The sequence below is a fragment of the Acetivibrio sp. MSJd-27 genome (assembly GCF_018918095.1).
Taxonomy (GTDB): Bacteria; Bacillota; Clostridia; order UMGS1840; family HGM11507; genus HGM11507.
On sequence record NZ_JAHLPV010000029.1, the window covers coordinates 13,235 to 31,476 of the forward strand.

Annotated in this window: 15 protein-coding genes; 8 read left to right on the forward strand and 7 right to left on the reverse strand. The window is 43.5% G+C overall.

Annotated features, from left to right (window positions below; translation table 11 throughout):
* Positions 1-58: 58 nt before the first annotated feature.
* Positions 59-1,708 carry a glycoside hydrolase family 3 protein gene (locus tag KQI32_RS09555; protein ID WP_216424844.1) on the forward strand — a complete coding sequence of 550 codons (1,650 nt, stop codon included), beginning with the start codon at positions 59-61 and terminating at the stop codon, positions 1,706-1,708.
* A 230-nt stretch (positions 1,709-1,938) separates the two neighbouring features.
* On the opposite strand, the gene KQI32_RS09560 is transcribed toward KQI32_RS09555, so the two are convergent.
* Both KQI32_RS09560 and KQI32_RS09565 read right to left on the reverse strand, forming a co-directional pair.
* Positions 1,939-4,611 carry a DUF4886 domain-containing protein gene (locus KQI32_RS09560; RefSeq protein ID WP_216424845.1) on the reverse strand — a complete coding sequence of 891 codons (2,673 nt, stop codon included), beginning with the start codon at positions 4,609-4,611 and terminating at the stop codon, positions 1,939-1,941.
* A 38-nt stretch (positions 4,612-4,649) separates the two neighbouring features.
* The gene (locus KQI32_RS09565) at positions 4,650-5,600 is read right to left on the reverse strand and encodes a GLUG motif-containing protein (protein ID WP_216424846.1); all 951 of its coding nucleotides are present in this window, start codon (positions 5,598-5,600) and stop codon (positions 4,650-4,652) included.
* 903 nt (positions 5,601-6,503) lie between these two features.
* On the opposite strand from KQI32_RS09565, the gene KQI32_RS09570 reads away from it, so the two are divergent.
* Positions 6,504-7,412 carry an acyltransferase domain-containing protein gene (locus KQI32_RS09570; RefSeq protein ID WP_256443658.1) on the forward strand — a complete coding sequence of 303 codons (909 nt, stop codon included), beginning with the start codon at positions 6,504-6,506 and terminating at the stop codon, positions 7,410-7,412.
* A 76-nt stretch (positions 7,413-7,488) separates the two neighbouring features.
* Here the strand turns inward: KQI32_RS09570 and KQI32_RS09575 are convergent, their stop codons facing one another.
* Both KQI32_RS09575 and KQI32_RS09580 read right to left on the reverse strand, forming a co-directional pair.
* The gene (locus KQI32_RS09575; RefSeq protein ID WP_177690456.1) at positions 7,489-7,686 is read right to left on the reverse strand and encodes a hypothetical protein; all 198 of its coding nucleotides are present in this window, start codon (positions 7,684-7,686) and stop codon (positions 7,489-7,491) included.
* On the reverse strand, positions 7,683-7,889 hold the full coding sequence (locus KQI32_RS09580) for a hypothetical protein (RefSeq protein ID WP_177690454.1): 207 nt from the start codon (positions 7,887-7,889) through the stop codon (positions 7,683-7,685). Before KQI32_RS09580 ends, KQI32_RS09575 begins: the two co-directional genes overlap by 4 nt.
* Before the next feature lie 521 nt (positions 7,890-8,410).
* On the opposite strand from KQI32_RS09580, the gene KQI32_RS09585 reads away from it, so the two are divergent.
* The 5 genes from KQI32_RS09585 to KQI32_RS09605 all read left to right on the forward strand — a co-directional run bounded on the left by KQI32_RS09585 (position 8,411) and on the right by KQI32_RS09605 (position 13,510).
* Positions 8,411-9,949: an AbgT family transporter gene (locus tag KQI32_RS09585; protein WP_216424848.1), complete on the forward strand. Its 1,539-nt coding sequence runs from the start codon at positions 8,411-8,413 to the stop codon at positions 9,947-9,949.
* Between the two features lie 421 nt (positions 9,950-10,370).
* Positions 10,371-10,793: a BlaI/MecI/CopY family transcriptional regulator gene (locus KQI32_RS09590; RefSeq protein ID WP_216424849.1), complete on the forward strand. Its 423-nt coding sequence runs from the start codon at positions 10,371-10,373 to the stop codon at positions 10,791-10,793.
* Positions 10,790-12,091 (forward strand): M56 family metallopeptidase, encoded by a 1,302-nt coding sequence (locus tag KQI32_RS09595; RefSeq protein WP_216424850.1) that lies wholly within the window; start codon positions 10,790-10,792, stop codon positions 12,089-12,091. Before KQI32_RS09590 ends, KQI32_RS09595 begins: the two co-directional genes overlap by 4 nt.
* 37 nt (positions 12,092-12,128) lie before the next feature.
* A complete protein-coding gene (locus KQI32_RS09600; RefSeq protein WP_216424851.1) occupies positions 12,129-13,034 on the forward strand; it encodes a DUF4825 domain-containing protein in 906 nt (301 codons plus the stop codon).
* 26 nt (positions 13,035-13,060) lie between these two features.
* The gene (locus KQI32_RS09605; protein WP_216424852.1) at positions 13,061-13,510 is read left to right on the forward strand and encodes a hypothetical protein; all 450 of its coding nucleotides are present in this window, start codon (positions 13,061-13,063) and stop codon (positions 13,508-13,510) included.
* Positions 13,511-13,786: 276 nt separating this feature from the next.
* Here KQI32_RS09605 and KQI32_RS09610 read toward each other — a convergent pair whose 3' ends face one another.
* Positions 13,787-13,999 (reverse strand): cold-shock protein, encoded by a 213-nt coding sequence (locus KQI32_RS09610; protein WP_216424853.1) that lies wholly within the window; start codon positions 13,997-13,999, stop codon positions 13,787-13,789.
* A gap of 384 nt (positions 14,000-14,383) precedes the next feature.
* Between KQI32_RS09610 and KQI32_RS09615 the strand changes: the two genes are divergently transcribed.
* Complete coding sequence (locus KQI32_RS09615; protein WP_216424854.1) at positions 14,384-15,688, forward strand: O-acetylhomoserine aminocarboxypropyltransferase/cysteine synthase family protein; 1,305 nt, start codon at positions 14,384-14,386, stop codon at positions 15,686-15,688.
* An 80-nt stretch (positions 15,689-15,768) separates the two neighbouring features.
* Here KQI32_RS09615 and KQI32_RS09620 read toward each other — a convergent pair whose 3' ends face one another.
* Together KQI32_RS09620 and KQI32_RS09625 are read right to left on the reverse strand one after the other, a co-directional pair.
* A complete protein-coding gene (locus KQI32_RS09620) occupies positions 15,769-16,917 on the reverse strand; it encodes a uroporphyrinogen decarboxylase family protein (RefSeq protein ID WP_216424855.1) in 1,149 nt (382 codons plus the stop codon).
* A 7-nt stretch (positions 16,918-16,924) separates the two neighbouring features.
* Entirely contained in the window at positions 16,925-18,097 is a 1,173-nt protein-coding gene (locus tag KQI32_RS09625) for an AraC family transcriptional regulator (RefSeq protein ID WP_216424856.1), read from the reverse strand.
* Positions 18,098-18,242: the final 145 nt, after the last annotated feature.

Genomic DNA, 18,242 nt, shown 5'->3' on the forward strand with positions numbered 1-18,242 from the left:
AAATGAAGCAATTTCTTATATGATAGAAAGAAAAGAGATTCAATCAGAGGTGAAATAAATGGGATTCGCGGCAGAAGCTTTTTCTAATATGACATTGGAAGAAAAAGTGGGGCAACTGATTATTTCAAGAGGCTTCCGCAGTTCAACCTTAACCATGCTGCGGAAAGGGGTTATCGGGGGCGTCAGCTCAAACTTTATCAGAAGCGTTTGTGGTACAGATATAAAAAAAATTATGGAACTGACCAATCAGATCCGAAAGGAATCGAAGATTCCGCCTTTGTTTTTTACGGATTGTGAAAAAGGACTTCCTCAAGTGTTCCGTTTTGGAACAGAATTTCCTTCCAACATGGCGGTTGCCGCAACCGGGGATACCGAGCTTGCTTATCGTTTAGGCAAAGCGATTGCCCAGGAGGCAAAGGCTTTGGGCTATCACATCATCACTTGCCCTGTGCTGGATGTCAATCTGAACCCGGACAACCCTTATATTGGTATCCGCTCCTTTTCAGATGACGCCCATGTGGTAGCGGAGTATGCAAACCGGTATATTGACGGCGTGCAGGAGGAAGGCGTGATCGCCTGCGGAAAGCATTTTCCGGGAATGGGCGATATCCATAAGGATCCCCGCATTGCTATTCCGGTAGTCGACAAGGGGATTAAAGGATTAAAGAACAATGATTTTTATCCTTTTCAGTCAGCGGTACAGCATGGAATAAGGGGGATGATGACTACCCATGTGTTTGTCCCTGCAATTCAGAAGGATGAGGAGGTTCCTGTTACATTCTCCAGAAAAGCCATCGTAAGACAATTGAAGGGAGTGATGAACTTCAATGGCCTGATTGTATCGGACAGTCTTTCCGTCCAGACAATCATTTCTCACTATTCTTCCGACGAGGTGGCTGTCATTGCGGCACAGGCTGGGAACGATCTGCTGCTTCACGACTATAACAGTGAACCGATGGAAATGTTGGAGGATCTTTTGAAAGCAGTCAAGGATAAGGTTATTCCCAAAAAGGAATTGGATCAGAAGGTTATGAAAATTCTTCAGACAAAAGAATGGTGCGGGGCATATCAAAGGACCCTGTTGCAGCAGAGAGAAGTAGAGGCAGTTCTTCAGCACGAAGAGCATCTGAGACTTTCTGAAGAGATTATAGAAAAATCCATTACTGTTTTAGAGAATAAAGAACTTCCTTTATCCAATGAACAGGAAATTTTGATTATTTCCGCTCGAAACGATGAGCGGACGGGGAGCTTGACGGATCTCGGAATTAACATCACCGCAAAAGCGATGACATTATATGAAGCGGTGAAGGAACGCAATGGAAATACTGCCATCACAACCATATCCGAAGCGCCGGATAACGAAGAGATCAGCCGTACTTTGAATCTGAGCAAAAAGTTCAAGCATGTCATCGTGGCGAACTATGTGAGAATGAACGTGCATGAGAAGGGCGGAGGAACCCTTCCGGAACAGCAGATTGAATTTATCCGTTGTCTGGCAAAACAGAACAAATCGGTTACCACTTTGATTTTCGGAAATCCGTATGTGATTGCGCATCTTCCCAAAACAGCTAATATGCTTGTGTCCTATACCGATAGCGATCAGGCTTTGCAGTCTATGACGAATATCCTGTTTGGTCTTCAAAAACCCAGTGGGAAATTACCGGTTAAAATCAGCAGAAAATATGTGCGCGGGTATGGTCTTGTCTGAAAAATCATATTATTTTTAAGAGTGTCGTAAGAGAAAAAGATTCGTAAAAATCAAAAATATATGATAAAACAAAAAAGGCGGAACATGTTTATTATCATGTGTCTGCCTTTTTTGATTGTGCGGAAAATTTCTTATTTTCCGCACGGTATTTTTTATTATTTTCGTTTTTTGACGAACCGAAAGCGGTTTGAACAGGAAGGTTTTATTTGAATCGGATATGAGAAACGGCGTTATTTGCGATAAGCTTCCGCCGCCTGATGAGCGCTGGCTTTTAGGATTTTCCAAACCGTATCGCTCATTCCCTCCGGCCGGAAATTGTTGTCTTCAATCCGATGACCGGTAAGTACTTCATACCATACAGCGCCTGCCAAATAGCATCCAAAACTGTTTGCATGATAGTAATCGGTATCATGCAGCATAATCGTGGGATCGATGGATTGTGCGATATGGAATGCTTCACCGGTAGGAATGATTTTTGCAGAAAGACTTGCAGCAGCCTTGCTGTAAGCTGTTTTTAAATTTTGGAACATTCCTTCGGCATCCATTCCCATATAAGATGCATGAGTAGGATCGGATACTCTGTTTAATTTCGGATGATACGCCCATGTCTGATGGATCACCTGTTCTGCATTTGGCTCGTGGAGTTTCACATAGTCGGACAAGGATTGCAGATAGGGCTGGTAAGTAGCGTAGTCCACACTGGTCAGACTGCCCTGTTGGAAGGTTACAACATCCCAGTTATCGCTTTCCAGCGCCTGCAAAATGGAGTATTTTTCCGGTGCTGCCTGTCCGTTGAGATAGAAGGTATAAGCGGCAGTGTTGCTTGAGGCGTTTGCAGCGTGCTGTTCCAGGCTGGCTCCGCCTATATACAGATTCGCAACCGTCAGATTGACGTTCCCCGCTTTGGCAATATCGGGAAGATACTGCTGTGCGTTTCTGGAAAAGCTGTTACCGATAGCGAGAACCTTTAAAGAGTTTTTTTCTAGAACTGGAGCGTTGTTGCTCTGTCCGATAGTTCTTTCCAAGATATCTCCATATATGGTTTTCGATGAACTTCCGTTAGAAAATACCGCATAGGGACGAGTGTAATAGGTTTTGCCCGTCTGTATATTGTCACCGTAAAAACGGATTCCGAAATGTCCGTAAGCGTTGGGTGCTTTTTTTCCAGGAAGCTTTATAACATTTTTGTTATTCGCCACAAATTCTGACGGGGTCATAGTGGTTTCGGACAGTAATATACCGTAATCTGTTCTCTGATATTCTCCATAAGTGGCTTTGATACCGGAAAATACAATTCCTACAGGGGCGGTTACAGTTTGATTGCCTACAAGAAACGTATCCGTTCCGGAGAAGAATCCGCTGGCAGAGGACAGCATCTGCGGCAAGCCTTCCTCATTGAAGGCAAACCGAACAGAAACCGTACTGTTCTGTGTGATCGGAGGGGTTAGATAGGTATAATCCGCAACTTCATTTCCCATCACGGGCACGGCGTTAAAGCTAAGCTGTTCCATATAGTAACCGTTATCGGGCAGTATAGATAATTCCAGCTGATTGTTTTTCGGAACAATGTGTGAGCCCTCGTTTACAACCATGCCGTTCCCCGTTTTTTCAATGCTTAGCGTAAAAAGTTCTGTTCCGTATGTATTCGGATTATTTTTGAGATCCGGATAAGAATAGTCTGCGGTTGGAGCCACAAAATCAGCTCCTAACAGAGAGGAAAGGGTTTTGATTTCGTCCAGTGTTTTCGCTGTCGTTCCGGCAACACCGTCATCCTCGGCAGTAAAGCTTTGATAATAGGAATTTTTTATGGCATTTCCATTGCCTCCGCTTCCCAAAACACCGAAGGGATTACGGATTTCTCCGTATACGCTGCAAAGGGCATAGGTGTTTTCAATGACCGGAGATGTCGAGATATTTCCGGCAATGCCGCCTGCCGAACCGGCGAAAGCGGTTACCCTTCCCGCATTATAGCAGGATATAAGTTCGTTTTGTTTGCCGGAAGCAAGGCCGACAAGACCGCCCACATCAGACATTCCGGTGACATTTCCGGTGTTGAAGCTGCTTCGTATTCTGGCATAGGACCAGCCGCATAAGCCGCCTGCATGACTTCCTTTTCCGACAACATTTCCGGTGTTTACCAGATTTTCTGCCGACCCAGTGATTGTACCCAGCAGACCGAACAAACCGCCTACATTGCTGTTGCTAGTAAGTGTAGCGGTAATTACACCATGATTTTTCAGATTTTTTAGACTCATGCCGGTGACGCTGTTATAGGCTCTTCCCACAATTCCCCCGACAAATTCGCTGCCGGTTACAGAAGCGTGGTTAACGCAGTTTTCAAGGGCAACCGTCGTACCGTTTGGAAATATTTCTCCCGCGAAGGCGCCGACTTTACTTGCCTTTGGTGCGTTGACAGAGCCGGTGATGGTAAGATTTTTCAAAGCGGCATTTTCACCGAGGGTAGAAAATAACCCTGCAGCGTCAGGTTCCTGCGTATCGATCGACAGGGCAATCGTTCTCATTTCCTCTGTTTCACCTGCCGCATCATAGCCGGTCAGACTTCCTGTAAAAATACTTTTGATAGAGCTGTTCACCGGTAAAGTAATATCCTGCGTTAGTCGGTATTCTCCGTTGCTTTTTATTTCTAAAAATTCTTCTGCGGAGGAGATGAGGATCGGTCCCTGCGGAGTCGGCTCTTCCACATCCAAGGGCAGCCGGTTACTTCTAAGCTGGGGATAACTGAAGTTCGGGTTGGTAGTGTCAAAGATCCACACGCTGTTAAAATCAAATCCCTCCAGAGCGCTTTGTGCTTTCAGCTGTGCATCTGTCAACGGTTCCGTTCCAACTAAGCCATCGTCCTCTGCACTTTCAGACAGATAATAGTTGTTGGAGGCAGAAGCCAAAGCGGTGATGTATATGGGATTCCCTTTCGTGGATCCGGTTACCGTTCCGGCATTATATGTACAGGAAACCGTACTTTTTTACTTGTGTGGCTGTCTGCAACAATTCCGGCTGCCTGTCCGCCCGTTGCGTTCACCGTTCCCGTGTTGAAGCAATTTGTTATCTTAGCGCTATTTGCGGCTACCCCGACAATTCCGCCGGCAAAATTTTTTATTTTGATTTTTCCGGTGTTATAGCAATTGTTTACCGACGCATAAGACCATCCCACGATGCCGCCCGCTCTTGCACCGGCTGCAGTGGAACCGGTCACCTCACCGGTATTGCCGCAGTTTGTGACAGGAACTGCCATTGTTGTGGCATAGCCTATAATTCCGCCCACATTGCTGTAATTGGAAACATGTACGGCAGTCACAGCTCCCTCATTGCGCAGTCCGGAAAGAACAATATTAGCTCCGTTGCTGTTGACTCTTCCCAAAAAGCCGCCGACACGAATGGGACCATCTATAGAGGCTTTATTCACACAATTGGAAACCGATATATTTGTCGCGCCGGTTTTGATCTCCCCGGCAAACCCGCCGATTCCGGGCATGGTGGAGGAGCCGGTACCGGTAAACTTCACGCTGCCGTTTAATGTGATGTTCCGAATTTCCGCACCGGTGTTCAAAGCGGAAAACAGGCCAATCCCTACCTTGTTATCAGTGCCGGTTATAGATACGCTGATGATGCGCATTTCCTCTGCCGTCCGATCCGCATTGGTTCCGACCAGCTTTCCGGTAAAGTCACCGGTGATCATTGCAGTAACCGGCACGGTGATATCCTGCGTCACAGCATAGTTCCCGGAAGGATTACTCTGAATAAGCGCAAAATCTTCCGCTGACGCAATGGGGGTATAACTGCTGAAATCCTGTGTTTCTTGCGAAAGGGTAATAACTCCTGAGAAACACATCAACAACATGCAAACAGTTGTGAAAAGAGTTATGTACTTTTTCATTTGATGTTCCTCCTGATAGTATAAGTTTTTGATTTCCCTTTTTTCTGATGGAGGCAAGCCGGCATTTGCTTCCATCGACAGAATGAATCACGTCCTTTCTTTTTTATTTCTGCTGTATAAAACGGATCCGAATGGTTTTCTGTTATGTTTCCTCATGAGCAGAGTGCAGAAATTTGACCTTTCTTTTGAGTGTTTTATTTTTTAGAGGAAAGAAATACGGTTTTTTATTTTTCTGTAAACGGTCTGCTTATAGAGCATTATAACATGATATTTCGGAAAAGTACACTCTTTTTTTACAAATTTATAGTTTTAAATACTTATTTTTGATTAAAATATCAATCTTATCATCATATTTAGAAAATTATATAATAAGAAAATAACAGGAAATAAACAGAATTTTTTTGAATAAAAACAAGCTTGTGGAAAAGTATATTAATAAGCTTTGCAACAGAATTTAAGCTTTGTCTGTTCCTGAACCTTATTAAATCTGTATCTTGTTAGTGACTTCAACTTTTTGTTATGATATAATATATTCAAGTAGGATTTTAAGTCCGCGTCAGACATTCGGACTCAACCTTATCTGTTTTAGTCTTTGTGAGAGCTGCGATATAGGATGGCATGCAATGGATTGATAACAAAGATCGGGAAGCCTTTATCGGGAAGATAACCCAACAGATTGCATGAGCAGTGTCCTGTGACTTCAAGCCCTGCTTTTACTTTACTCAAATCATTTGAAACAGATTTAATCTTCTCAAAATTGAATTTGGAACAGCGAAAGTATAAAACAAAATTTCATTTTCCGAATCACAGATAAAGTAATCGCGATTGTCCTTTGCAACATTAATATACTTTGCAGTATATGATTTTGTTACAGATACAATCATTTTTCAATAGATTGAAAGGATGGGAGATAAAGTGCGGGAGTTTTTAAACAAACTTATGAAGGAACTTGATTTTCCAGATGAGGCACAAAGGTATCTGGAAAAAGTGAATATGCAGTTAGATGAGAACGTCAGGAATGATTTTCTGCAAATGGTTCATCAATTTATGAAGGAAGATTCCATAACCGGGTTATCCGTCCTTTCAGGGAAACTGGATGACATAGCGGCGAAAGTCCAATTCAGCAACTATACATTACATCTATTATTTTTAATGTATTGTGCCCAGCCCTTAATGGATTATTATAGAAAACAGGATATACCATTGGACATTTATTGGAATTCCATGCGGGATTTAACCTATAAATTACTGGAATGCAAAGAGGTTTATGATATATGGGGAACCTTTGTAATAGAATGGTTTGAAGGATTTTATCGGAGACAGCGTTTCGGACTTGGACGGTTTCAGTATGAAAAAATTGCTTTCCCTTTTGACGAATATAAAAAAGGCGATACAACCATAATGAAAGGGGATACTGTATACAATATACATATTCCGTCGTCGGGCTCAATGCCAAAGGAGCTGCGGATGGATTCTTACCGAAAGGCTTATGCATTTTACAGGAATGAGATGGAAGGAAAGCCGATGGCTATCGTATGCCATTCATGGCTTCTTTATCCCGGGAACCGGAGTATTTTTCCGCCTCACTCAAATCTTCTTGATTTTATGAATGACTTTGATATCATAAAAAGTGAAACTTCCGATGAATTCAGTCATGCATGGCGGATATTCGGAAAGAAATACAACGGTTCAACGGAAGGACTGCCGAAAAAGACCTCGCTTCAAAGAGCTTTTCTCGATTGGATAGAGAGAGGTAATCCGGTCGGAAATGGATTTGGCGTACTTTTATTTGACGGTGAAAAGATTGTGTAACGTTCCGATTTTATCTCTATAGGCGGCTGCTGTAAATTTATGAGCGAACGGAGGGAGCGGATTTTTTCGCGTTTTTCTATTTCGGACGGGATTTTTCTGCCTTTTGTTGTTCTATAAATTCATATCCCAGCATGTTCATCTCTTTTATAACGGTTTGAATGGCTTCATGATCTTTTTCGTTGCTGAGATAGAACAATTCAAACAGCAGTTTGTTTAATTCTTGGATTCTTTTATAACATTCCTGTGCAGTTTTATAGCGGTAAGTTTTTTTCACTGGCAATCCTCCTTAAAATCTGAGGATTCCTCTTCTAAATTATCAAGAGCATATTCTAGAGCTTGATTGATAACTTTATTAAATGTGATGTGATGGGATTCACTCAGATATAAAAATTTTTCATATATATCAGCCTTAAATCGGATAGTACGGTTTACGGAAGATAGTTTTTCACTTTCGCTGATAATTCTAAACTTATCCATTTAAAACACTCCACAACTGAAAAAATATATCCCCTCCTTTTGTTGTGAATAGCCAGGAGCCTTAGGAAGCATGAGGAGGGAAATATTCACTATTTTGTAGTACTGAAACGCTTGTATTATAGTTTTCGCTATGCAAAAGCGTTTCATTTTGTTGTAGTATTATTATACACTAACAAAATTTGATACGTAATGTACAAATTTGCATTATCTAATGGGTACAAATACATATATCAATTTTATATCTATTATAGTCGACAAAGAAGCAGAAAACAATTGGTTGCACATAGTGATTATATAGTGTAAGGTATCGATAGATTTCTTTTGATAAAGGCTTATCTTGTCAAAAAACTTGACTGTATATTAAGTCAGTATCTTTTCATAAATTCCGCATTCTTTTATAAAGCAAATTAACTTCCTCAAAAATATATTTATGAAATTATGTCAAAATTAATTTATTTTATTAAATCTCTTTTAAAAAGGTATACTAATAGAATCAGTAATAAAAATTAGGAGAGATTCGGATGAAAAAGAAAAAAGGCTGGATTTCGAAATGTCTTACTGGTATTGAAGTGGTAGGAAACAAACTCCCTCATCCAGTTACTATATTTATTCTATTGACATTGATTATTATAGGGGTTTCGGAAATTTGTGCGAAACTGGGGGTATCTGTTTCCTATCAACAGATTGACCGATCCAGCGGACAAATCAAAGACATGACAATGCAGGCGGTTGGCCTGTTCAATCCGGAAGGGCTCCGCTATATGGTGACACATTTTGTCAGCAATTTTACAGGATTTGCACCATTGGGAACCGTTCTTGTGGCAATGTTGGGGGTTGTGCTTGCAGACGGCAGCGGGCTTATCGGGGCAGTTTTGCGAAAAATGGTTTTAAATACGCCGAAACGCCTCGTTACGGCGGTAGTCGTATTCGCAGGAATTCTATCCAATGTTGCAGCGGATGTGGGATATGTAATCCTTGTGCCTTTAGGAGCTATGATTTTCGCTAGTTTCGGCAGACATCCCATTGCCGGATTGGCCGCCGCATTTGCGGGGGTATCCGGCGGATTCAGCGCAAACCTGCTGATCGGCGCGCTGGATCCCATGCTGAGCGGCCTTACAATGGAGGCGGCAAAAATTTATGATCCCTCTTATACAGTGCTGCCTACCGCCAATTGGTATTTCATGATTGTATCCACCTTTGTTATCATGATTCTTGGTACCATCATAACCGAAAAAGTGGTAGAGCCCAGATTAGGAGAATATCACGAGAAAACCATTCATCTGGAAAAGCTTAATGTCAATGAAAACAGGGGTTTGAAATGGGCGCTTATCTCCCTTCTGGTTTTTCTTTTACTGTTGGGAATTACCTTACTGCCAGGCGGCGTTCTACGCAATCCGGACACCGGATCCATATTTGAAAATTCCCCTTTTATCAACGGTATCGTGCCGATTATCGCTTTGTTTTTTATGATACCAGGTATTTTTTTCGGTATTGGTTCCGGAAATATCCGCAGTGATCAGGATGTCGTACGGTTTATGAGTGAGGGAATGAGTACCATGGGTGCATATCTGGTACTGGCATTCTTCTCCGCTCAGTTTGTAAATTATTTTACCTATACAAACTTAGGGGTAATCATAGCAGTAAAAGGTGCTAATTTTTTGGAGCATACCGGATTTACCGGTTTGTGGCTGCTGATCGCCTTTGTATTGGTTGCGGCGTTCATCAACCTGTTTTTGGGCTCCTCTACCGCCAAATGGGCTATTATGGCACCTATTTTTGTACCGATGTTCATGCAGATTGGGTTTTCACCGGAATTGACACAGGTGGCTTACCGTATCGGCGATTCAGTGACGAATGTTATCTCGCCGCTGATGTCCTACTTTGCTGTCATCATTGCATTTGCGGAAAAGTATGACAAAAAGGCTGGAATCGGAACGATTGTTTCCACGATGCTGCCCTATTCCTTGACGTTTTTAGTTGGATGGATATTGCTGCTGGTGGTATGGTATCTGATAGGGCTCCCCTTGGGCCCAATGGCGCCTCTGTTTTTAACAAAATAACTCTCGGAAAAAGGATGGTTCTGATTTTCAGAATCATCCTTTCTGTTTTATAACATAGGAAATTGCGCGGAATCGTGCGCAATTGCATGTTTCAAAAAACAGTGTGCGAAGCGCAGCTGCGTTTTTCGGAAAGAAAAACTTTTTTATAACTGCGGGCAAGATATCCCCCGCCCCTTAAGGCGGCGGGTTCCATATCCGCGATCACCGGCAGTGCAATCTCCCGCTGATCACGGCACTGCTATGCAGTGTCCTTGTTCTCATTGAATGACGGGACAAGCCCTTATTAAACATACGCGGTTGTATGTTCCAAAATAAAAAATCTTTTTATAAATTATGACATAAAAAGTACTTGACAAATAATCGTTACAGTTGTAAACTATATTTAGCTACAATTGTAACTTATTTTTGGAGATGATAACCTATGTGCAGAGAGATCAATATAACAGAATCGGAATGGAAAGTCATGGAGGCATTGTGGGCAAAGCCCCAGAGTACCATTAAGGAAATCTGTGCCGTTCTGACAGACACGCAGTGGGGATATTCCACTATCCGTACATTGGTTCTGCGTCTTTGCGGAAAAGGCGCTATCGGCGCCGATACAACGACAGGAAACTACAAATACTATCCTTTGGTGGAACGGGCGGAGTGTACCCGGAAAGAGACAAAGCACTTTCTGGACCGAATCTATCACGGCTCGGTTAAGATGATGATATCTGCCCTGGTCAAGGACAGTTCCCTCAATCCACAGGAGGTGGATGATCTGATGGCGATCATTGAAAAGATCGAGAAAACCGAAAAGGGCAAACAAAAGGAGAAAACGCACAAAGGAGGCGGCGAGGGATGAGCTGGCTTGTACAAAACACGGTATACCTTACGGTCACTGCTTTGCTGGTAATCCTTGCCCGCCGGATAATGAGAGGAAAAACTTCTGCAAGGAGTATTTGCATTCTGTGGGTGCTGCCTCTTCTGCGATTTTTTTTGCCGGCTTTTCCCTCCAGCAAGCTAAGTCTGTTTCATCATATTCCGGCGGCAGATACGCCAGAGATTTTGATGGAAGTCATACCGCTATCCTCTGTTTCCGCAGAGTTATCCGCAGGGAAATGGCTGTTTTTTCTATGGGCGGCCGGTGTTTCTATCCTGCTTCTCTATTTTACCGTCGTGTATCTCAGCTTCCGGCGGGGGCTTTCCTGCTTGCCGGATGCGGAGGCAATAGAAGAAACGATATGCACAGCGAAGCAAGCCCTCTGTTTAGATACCTGTATTCGGGTGAAAACGGGTGGAAAGACACCTATGATGGCTGGCTTGATCCATCCGGTTATTCTTCTGCCCGATGGGTATAGCAAGACCGAACAGTATCATATACTAGTGCATGAGCTGTGCCACTATAAATATAAGGACATGATATTTCTCTGGATCAGTCTTGTGATAGCTGCATTTCAATGGTTTAACCCGGTTATTTGGCTTTCCTGTTTCCTGTTCCGCAGAGATCTGGAAACACTTTGCGATGAGCGTGCTCTGCGAGTAATAGAAGACAGGAAGGCATACTGCATGCTGCTGCTAAAAACTGCGCTGAGAAAAAATAATTTTGTGGCAGGTACCACCGGTCTGCAGAACGGGAAAAAGGAAGTGGATGTAAGAATCCGGCGTATTGCCGCTTGGAAACGGACTTCTAAAGGCTGGATGATTTTTTCAGTGGTTCTGCTAATCACATTGGGGGCGGTCTGCCTGACCAATGGACAGTCACAAAATTTTCCGATGACTCCCACAGCTTTTCAGATACTGCCCGGAGAGTTGGAAAACAGTTTGGAAAAAGCAGGTTACCGGTTGGTAAATGAGGAAACGGTACGTTCCTGGCATTACCGTTTGAACGGAAATGTACACTATCAGGATTCGGAAACAGGCGTGAGCTATGACGCGGAGAAGCTGGCGGCGAAATACGGTTATGATTTGAAAAATTACTATGGACAGACCATAGCCGCTTACCTATATGATGTGGAAAATGAAAAGGAACCCCTCAGCTCTGCAAAGGAGATTTTTCTCTCCGCAGTGGCGGAAAACGGCGAAGTTTTTACATTAAAATTGGCTTCAGACAGTCAGAAGGAATATGTGGCCGGAAAAATTGACGCTTTTCTGGCACGGTAACCCGGGCAGATATTCTGCCGGAAAGGAAACGAGAAGAATGAAGAAAAAGAGCGAGCGTAAGGAAAACAGAAAAAAGACGGCAGGCATTTTTCTGGTTGTGCTTCTTACCTTAGCCGTTACGGGAATCTGTATTGCCAACTCGATGATTCCTGTCAGCGGCGAAGTATCCCGCGCGGAGATGAAAGGTCTGTATGAGTACCGGGGAATAACTATGAATAACAAAGACAGCGTTCTGGCGTTGACCGGAAAGCTCCCTTATCTCTCTAAGACACATAAGAATTTTGAACTGGGCACAGATTCGATTACCGCCCAGTATGCAGTTATTCAAAATTTAGAGGCACAGGATTTGAAAAACAATTTTTACCGCAACGGGGCAATTCTGTTTGCTTTGATTGAAGATTTACAAAGCATAAAATTCCGCGGAAACGATAAAACGGAACTGCATGAAGTGGGCTACCGCCGTCCGGAGTTTGAGGAACGATTCGGGAAAAACAACACAGTTGATTTGGCATCCTTTGAAGCGTTTCTAAAAGAATTGGACAAAGCTGATTTTGCCCGCAACGATTCCATCCTGCCCCTGGTGCTTCAGGAAAAGCTCTCAAAGCAGAATGCTGTCGAGGTCAACCGGGAGACAACTTACCGCAAAACAGCGGTTCTGAAACAGAACATCATATATAACGAACCGTTGCTGGGAATTTCAGTAAACGTGGAGGAAATCGCCGGACAGTTTGGGTACGATTTAAAGGAGTATTATGGAAAACAATTGGAATGCTATATCTATGATACTGCGGACGGGAACAATCCCGCATCCTCCCAAAAACAGATTGTTCTGTCGATTGTCTGCGAGGGGAAAGAGCTCTATTCCATGCCGCTGGAAAATGACAGCCAAAAACAGCAGGTAATAAAATATATCAATCTGGGGGCGGAACGATTTTTGAAATAGAAAACGTTTCCGGAGGTGACAGCAAAATGAAAAACGGATATCGGGAATGGCTGGTCTCACTTGTGACAGTTCTCCTTCTCGTCGGGGCAATTTCATCATACAGTCATGTACAGAAAAAACAAGTAGAAGCGGCATATGATCGAAATATACAGGGGATCCCGAAGGATATTAGTCAGCAGACATCGGAACAAAAAGCGAGAATTGCCTATGCAAAGTATCTGCGAGATGCTGGAGGCCTTTCAGATTTCAGAGTGGATGGAGTCAGCATTTTGAAAGAAAAATCTGAGGAAGAGGGTTTTCCATGCGGTCATGTCCGCTATTCCATTAAAATGCGCAATGTGTTTTCGGAGCGCTGGATTAACGGAAATGGAAATCTGGATGAAAAAAGCAAGTGGGTGAACGGCAAAGTGGCCTGTGTGGAATTTGAAGAGAAAGACGGAGAATATTTTATTCATAGACAAGGTACCGGATGGTGACAAAGTTATATTGCGATGGGAATGTCGCTTCGGGAAGGTCACATCTTCCATAGTTTCATCGTTTCTCACAACCTTTCTAATGAAAAGTAAGGTGTCCACCATCTTCCGAAGGCGGCGAGACACCTTACTTTAATTTCTATATAAAACATTGAAGAGGGGATTCTGCCCCTCTTATTCGGCAGGACGTACAAAAACGCCAAGGGATCCATTAAGAACCCTTGGCGTTGCTTGTTTCCTGTCCGCAAATAACCTTGTGTAAGGTACAGAGCCCGCTTTTTACGCTACGCGGACATTGACAGCACGCAGCTTGCTGCTGTTTTTGGGATCTGATTCCGTGTCGAAAGTTACTTTTTGACCTTCCACAAGGTTTTTGAACCCTTCGGATATAATTGCGGAAAAATGCACGAATACATCATCGCCGCCGTTGTCGTTGGAGAGAAAGCCAAATCCTTTCTCTGAGTTAAACCATTTTACAGTACCGTTATTCATAGAGGTACCTCCTAAATTTTATTATATTCCCGTTCATAAGCAAATAAAAAATCACATATTTTGCAAGCCATCTGATGAAACAAATAACTTACAAAATATGTGAGTCGAATTTGTAGATCTGAAATATTATACTTAGTATAACACAACAAGTATAAATAGTCAAGCCTTTTTCAATAATAAATAGAAAAAATAAATCTTTAAAAAAACAATTGACAAATGCGGAAACCTGTTATATAATTTCAAATAACATATAAATCATATATAATTAATATGAAATGATGTTGGAGGAATTTTCATGGGGGAATGTTACATATTCCGAATGTGCTTGTGTTGTTGCGGAAAATAAAATCAAAGTTTGGAAGAATAGAGAAAGAGGGTAACATCATGAGTAAATTTGTGAAGAGAGAAGAAAGAAATCTAAAATTTGAAACATTGCAGCTGCATGTGGGGCAGGAACAACCGGATCCAGCTACTGGAGCCAGAGCGGTTCCGATTTATCAGACTACTTCCTATGTATTCCGGGATTCCGACCATGCCGCGGCAAGGTTTGGTCTATCCGACGCAGGAAACATCTATGGAAGGCTAACCAATCCTACACAGGATGTATTTGAACAGAGAATCGCCGCTCTGGAGGGCGGTGTGGCGGCGCTGGCTGTCGCGTCCGGTGCGGCGGCTGTCACTTACACCATTCAGAATCTTGCTGGCGTGGGTGACCACATTGTTTCCGCTAACACAATCTATGGCGGAACTTACAATCTGCTTGCGCATACGCTTCCTCAGTATGGAATCGCTACAACTTTTGTGGATCCGGATGAGAAGGGAAGCTTTGAGGCGGCGATTAAGGACAATACCAAAGCGTTGTATATTGAGACCATCGGAAATCCGAATGCCAGCCTGATCGATATCAAAAAGGTGGCTGATATTGCACACCGGAACAAAATTCCATTGGTGGTAGACAGTACCTTTTCCACCCCATATCTGCTACGGCCTATGGATTACGGCGCAGATATTGTGATTCACTCTGCAACGAAGTTTATAGGCGGACACGGCACAGCGCTTGGTGGTGTGATTGTGGACAGCGGAAAATTTGATTGGGATGCTTCCGGGAAATTTCCGTCCCTGACGAAGCCCAATCCAAGCTATCATGGGATCAGCTTCACCAAAGCGGTGGGAGCGGCCGCCTTTGTGACCAAAATACGGGCTATTCTGCTTCGGGACACCGGTGCAACCCTTGCGCCGCTGCACGCGTTTTTGTTTCTTCAAGGGCTGGAGACATTATCACTGCGGGTGGAACGCCATGTGGAAAACACAAAGAAAATTGTAGAATTTCTTGCGAATCATCCCAAGGTTTCCAAGGTGAATCATCCGTCTCTGCCGGACAGTCCGTATTATGATCTGTATCAGACCTATTTTCCAAAGGGAGGTGCCTCCATCTTTACCATAGAGATTAACGGAGACCAGGAGCAGACCAAAAAGTTTATCGATCATCTGGAAATCTTTTCTCTGCTGGCCAATGTGGCAGATGTGAAATCTCTGGTGATCCATCCGGCGACCACCACCCATTCTCAGCTGAATGAGGCAGAGCTGGCAGAGCAGGGAATCAAACCGAATACGGTGCGTCTTTCCATCGGAACAGAGCATGTGGATGATTTGATTTTTGATCTGGAAAATGCGTTGAATCAGATATAATCCTATTTTTATTCAAACGAAAAAGGCTGTTACACTCATTTTGAAGTGTGACAGCCTTTTTATAGCTTCCCATCCAATCCTCATGGACGGAACCGTTCAATTTCCTCCAGCATGGCATAGATGTTTCGGAGCGGTGTTTTGTGCAGAATGGCGTTGGACGGCCCCGGAATATAACGGAAGCCTTCACTTTCCCGCAGAGAAGCGGCAACCTCCTGCCGTACCTCCTGCTCTGTCCCCAGATTCAAGGTGGCGGAGCTGATATTTCCCAAAATGACCAAATCAGGATTGCGTTCCCGGATTTTTTTTACGCTCATATCCGCAAGCCGGTCAACTTCCCCGTAAGCTGGGATACCGATCTCGGAAAACATCATGTCAAACAGCGCCCACAGATTTCCGTCAGAGCGGTAGCAATAGACCAATCCTGCTTCCCTGCAGGCGTTATTCAGATTTTTCAGTCCGTCAAAGATAACTGCGCGGAAAGAAGCTGGGGAATACATCGGGCCTGTCTGCATGGCGAGATCCATACCGCCATTGATAAAACGGTAGCCCTGTTTTTTCAGGAAAGGAATGTGACGTTTATACTGTTCCGCCCGAAAAAGGAAATATTCTCTTAAAAATTCGGGTTCCAGCACCAGAGCTTCCAGCCACACCGGATCGTACATGGGAATGCCAAAGCCGAAAGCGTTGATGATAGAGGGAAAATAGGGATCGGCCATTTTTTTAAACTGGAGTGCGTCACGGTATAAGTCTTCCAGATAATCATTGTCAATATCAGGGGAGGTCTCCATCTCCCGCGAAAGATGCCTGACCAGCGATTCTGCATCGTAATATTTTCCGGTTGTGTCTTCCAAAACGCCATAAGACTGGGTTTCGGGAAAAAAACGTTTTACAATCCGTCCGCCGTCAGATCTTTCAAACAATAACGTATTATCATCTAATTTTTTTGTAGGTTTTGCTTTTCCGCGGATTGTCTCACGGACAACATCCGCCTGCAAGAGGCGGTACAGTGCAACCGTATCCTCGTGCATTTTCTGAACAAACTCCGCATGAGCCTGCTTTCCGTCAAGCCAGGAAAGTTCCTCCTTGAAGGCCAGACTGTCCGAGCCGGTATTCGCTTCTCTTCCCAATATTTCGCTGCCCACAGTGCAGGCGATTGTCGGATAGTAAAAGGGCATTTTATCCGGTTTCTTCCCATCCAGAATACAGGCAAAGCGTTCAAATGAATTCATAGCGGAATCATCCTCCTATTTTCTGTTTTCCTCTTGATTCCCGGAATTTTCCGGGTGACACGCCGGTATATTTTTTAAAGACCTTTGTAAAATAACTCTGATCGTCAAAGCCAGCCATCCCTGCCACATCGACCAGGCTAATGGATTCATTCAGCAGAAAACTGCGGCTTTTTTCCACTCGAATCATATTGATATAACTGGAAATATTGCAGTTCATTTCCTCTTTGAAAATTTTACTCAGATAGGATTTGCTCAGATAGACCTGATTTGCCAGATCGTCCAAAGAAATTTTTTCATTATAGTGATCCTTTATAAATTTTACTGTTTTGAAGATGACATCCGAATGTTTCACATCAGAGAAATCAAACACATAGCTGATAAAGCGGTTCATCACATTGGCAAGCCAGATGCTCATCTCCTCCAGATTGGAAAATTTTTGGATTTCTTCAATGTAATTCTGATTCAGAAAGAAAATCTGATTGACATCCGCACCGCCTTCTATCGCAGCGCGGGACAAAATAACAATCAGTTCCAAAAGACGCGTTTTGACGATCTCCATCTCGCCGTCCGTGGAGAAGAATAGTTTGCCCAAAAGCTCATTCAAAAGAGTTTGTGCGCCGTTCTTATCTCCGGCGGTGATCAGTGATTGGAGCTTTTTCTCCGTTTCCAGGGGATACTGTGATTCATCCGATTCTTTCAATTCATAAGGAAATTGCTGAAAGATTTGTCCGCCGGACTGATGTGCTTTTGAGCGCAGATTCAGCCACAGTCCATAAAGCAACTCTGCAGCATCGTTCACGTTGGCAGTCGACAACTGAGGAATTTTTTCGGAATAGGCCTCAAGATGGTTTTCTCCCACTAAATCCTCCGGCTCTCCCATGATGATGGGACCAGCAATCACTCCTCCGTCCAGCACGTCCTCCTCGTCATAAAGAGGAATCGCAATGAAAATATAACCGGAGGGACAGTAATAGATATACTTTCCTCCCCAGCGCTCGGCCTCGTAAATACCGTACAGATGCGTGTGATAAAAATTTTCATAGCGCGGACATTTTTCGCAGATACAGCGGTTTTCAAACAGGAAGGAGGAGTGTGCAATGGACAGAAGATTGCACTCAATTTTTGTCAGACTGGTAAAGTGTTTCATGTAATTTCGGGAAAGCTCGCGCGTTTCTTTCATTCGAATTTCCTCCCTTATGTCACTCGCGTTCTGTAAAGTTAAATGAAAGTTGAAAACCCGCCAGCCTTTCTGGTACAATGGTTTCACCACAAATCCAAGTACCTCCCGAAAGGAGACGAGTTTTCATGGCTAAAGTATACCAGAT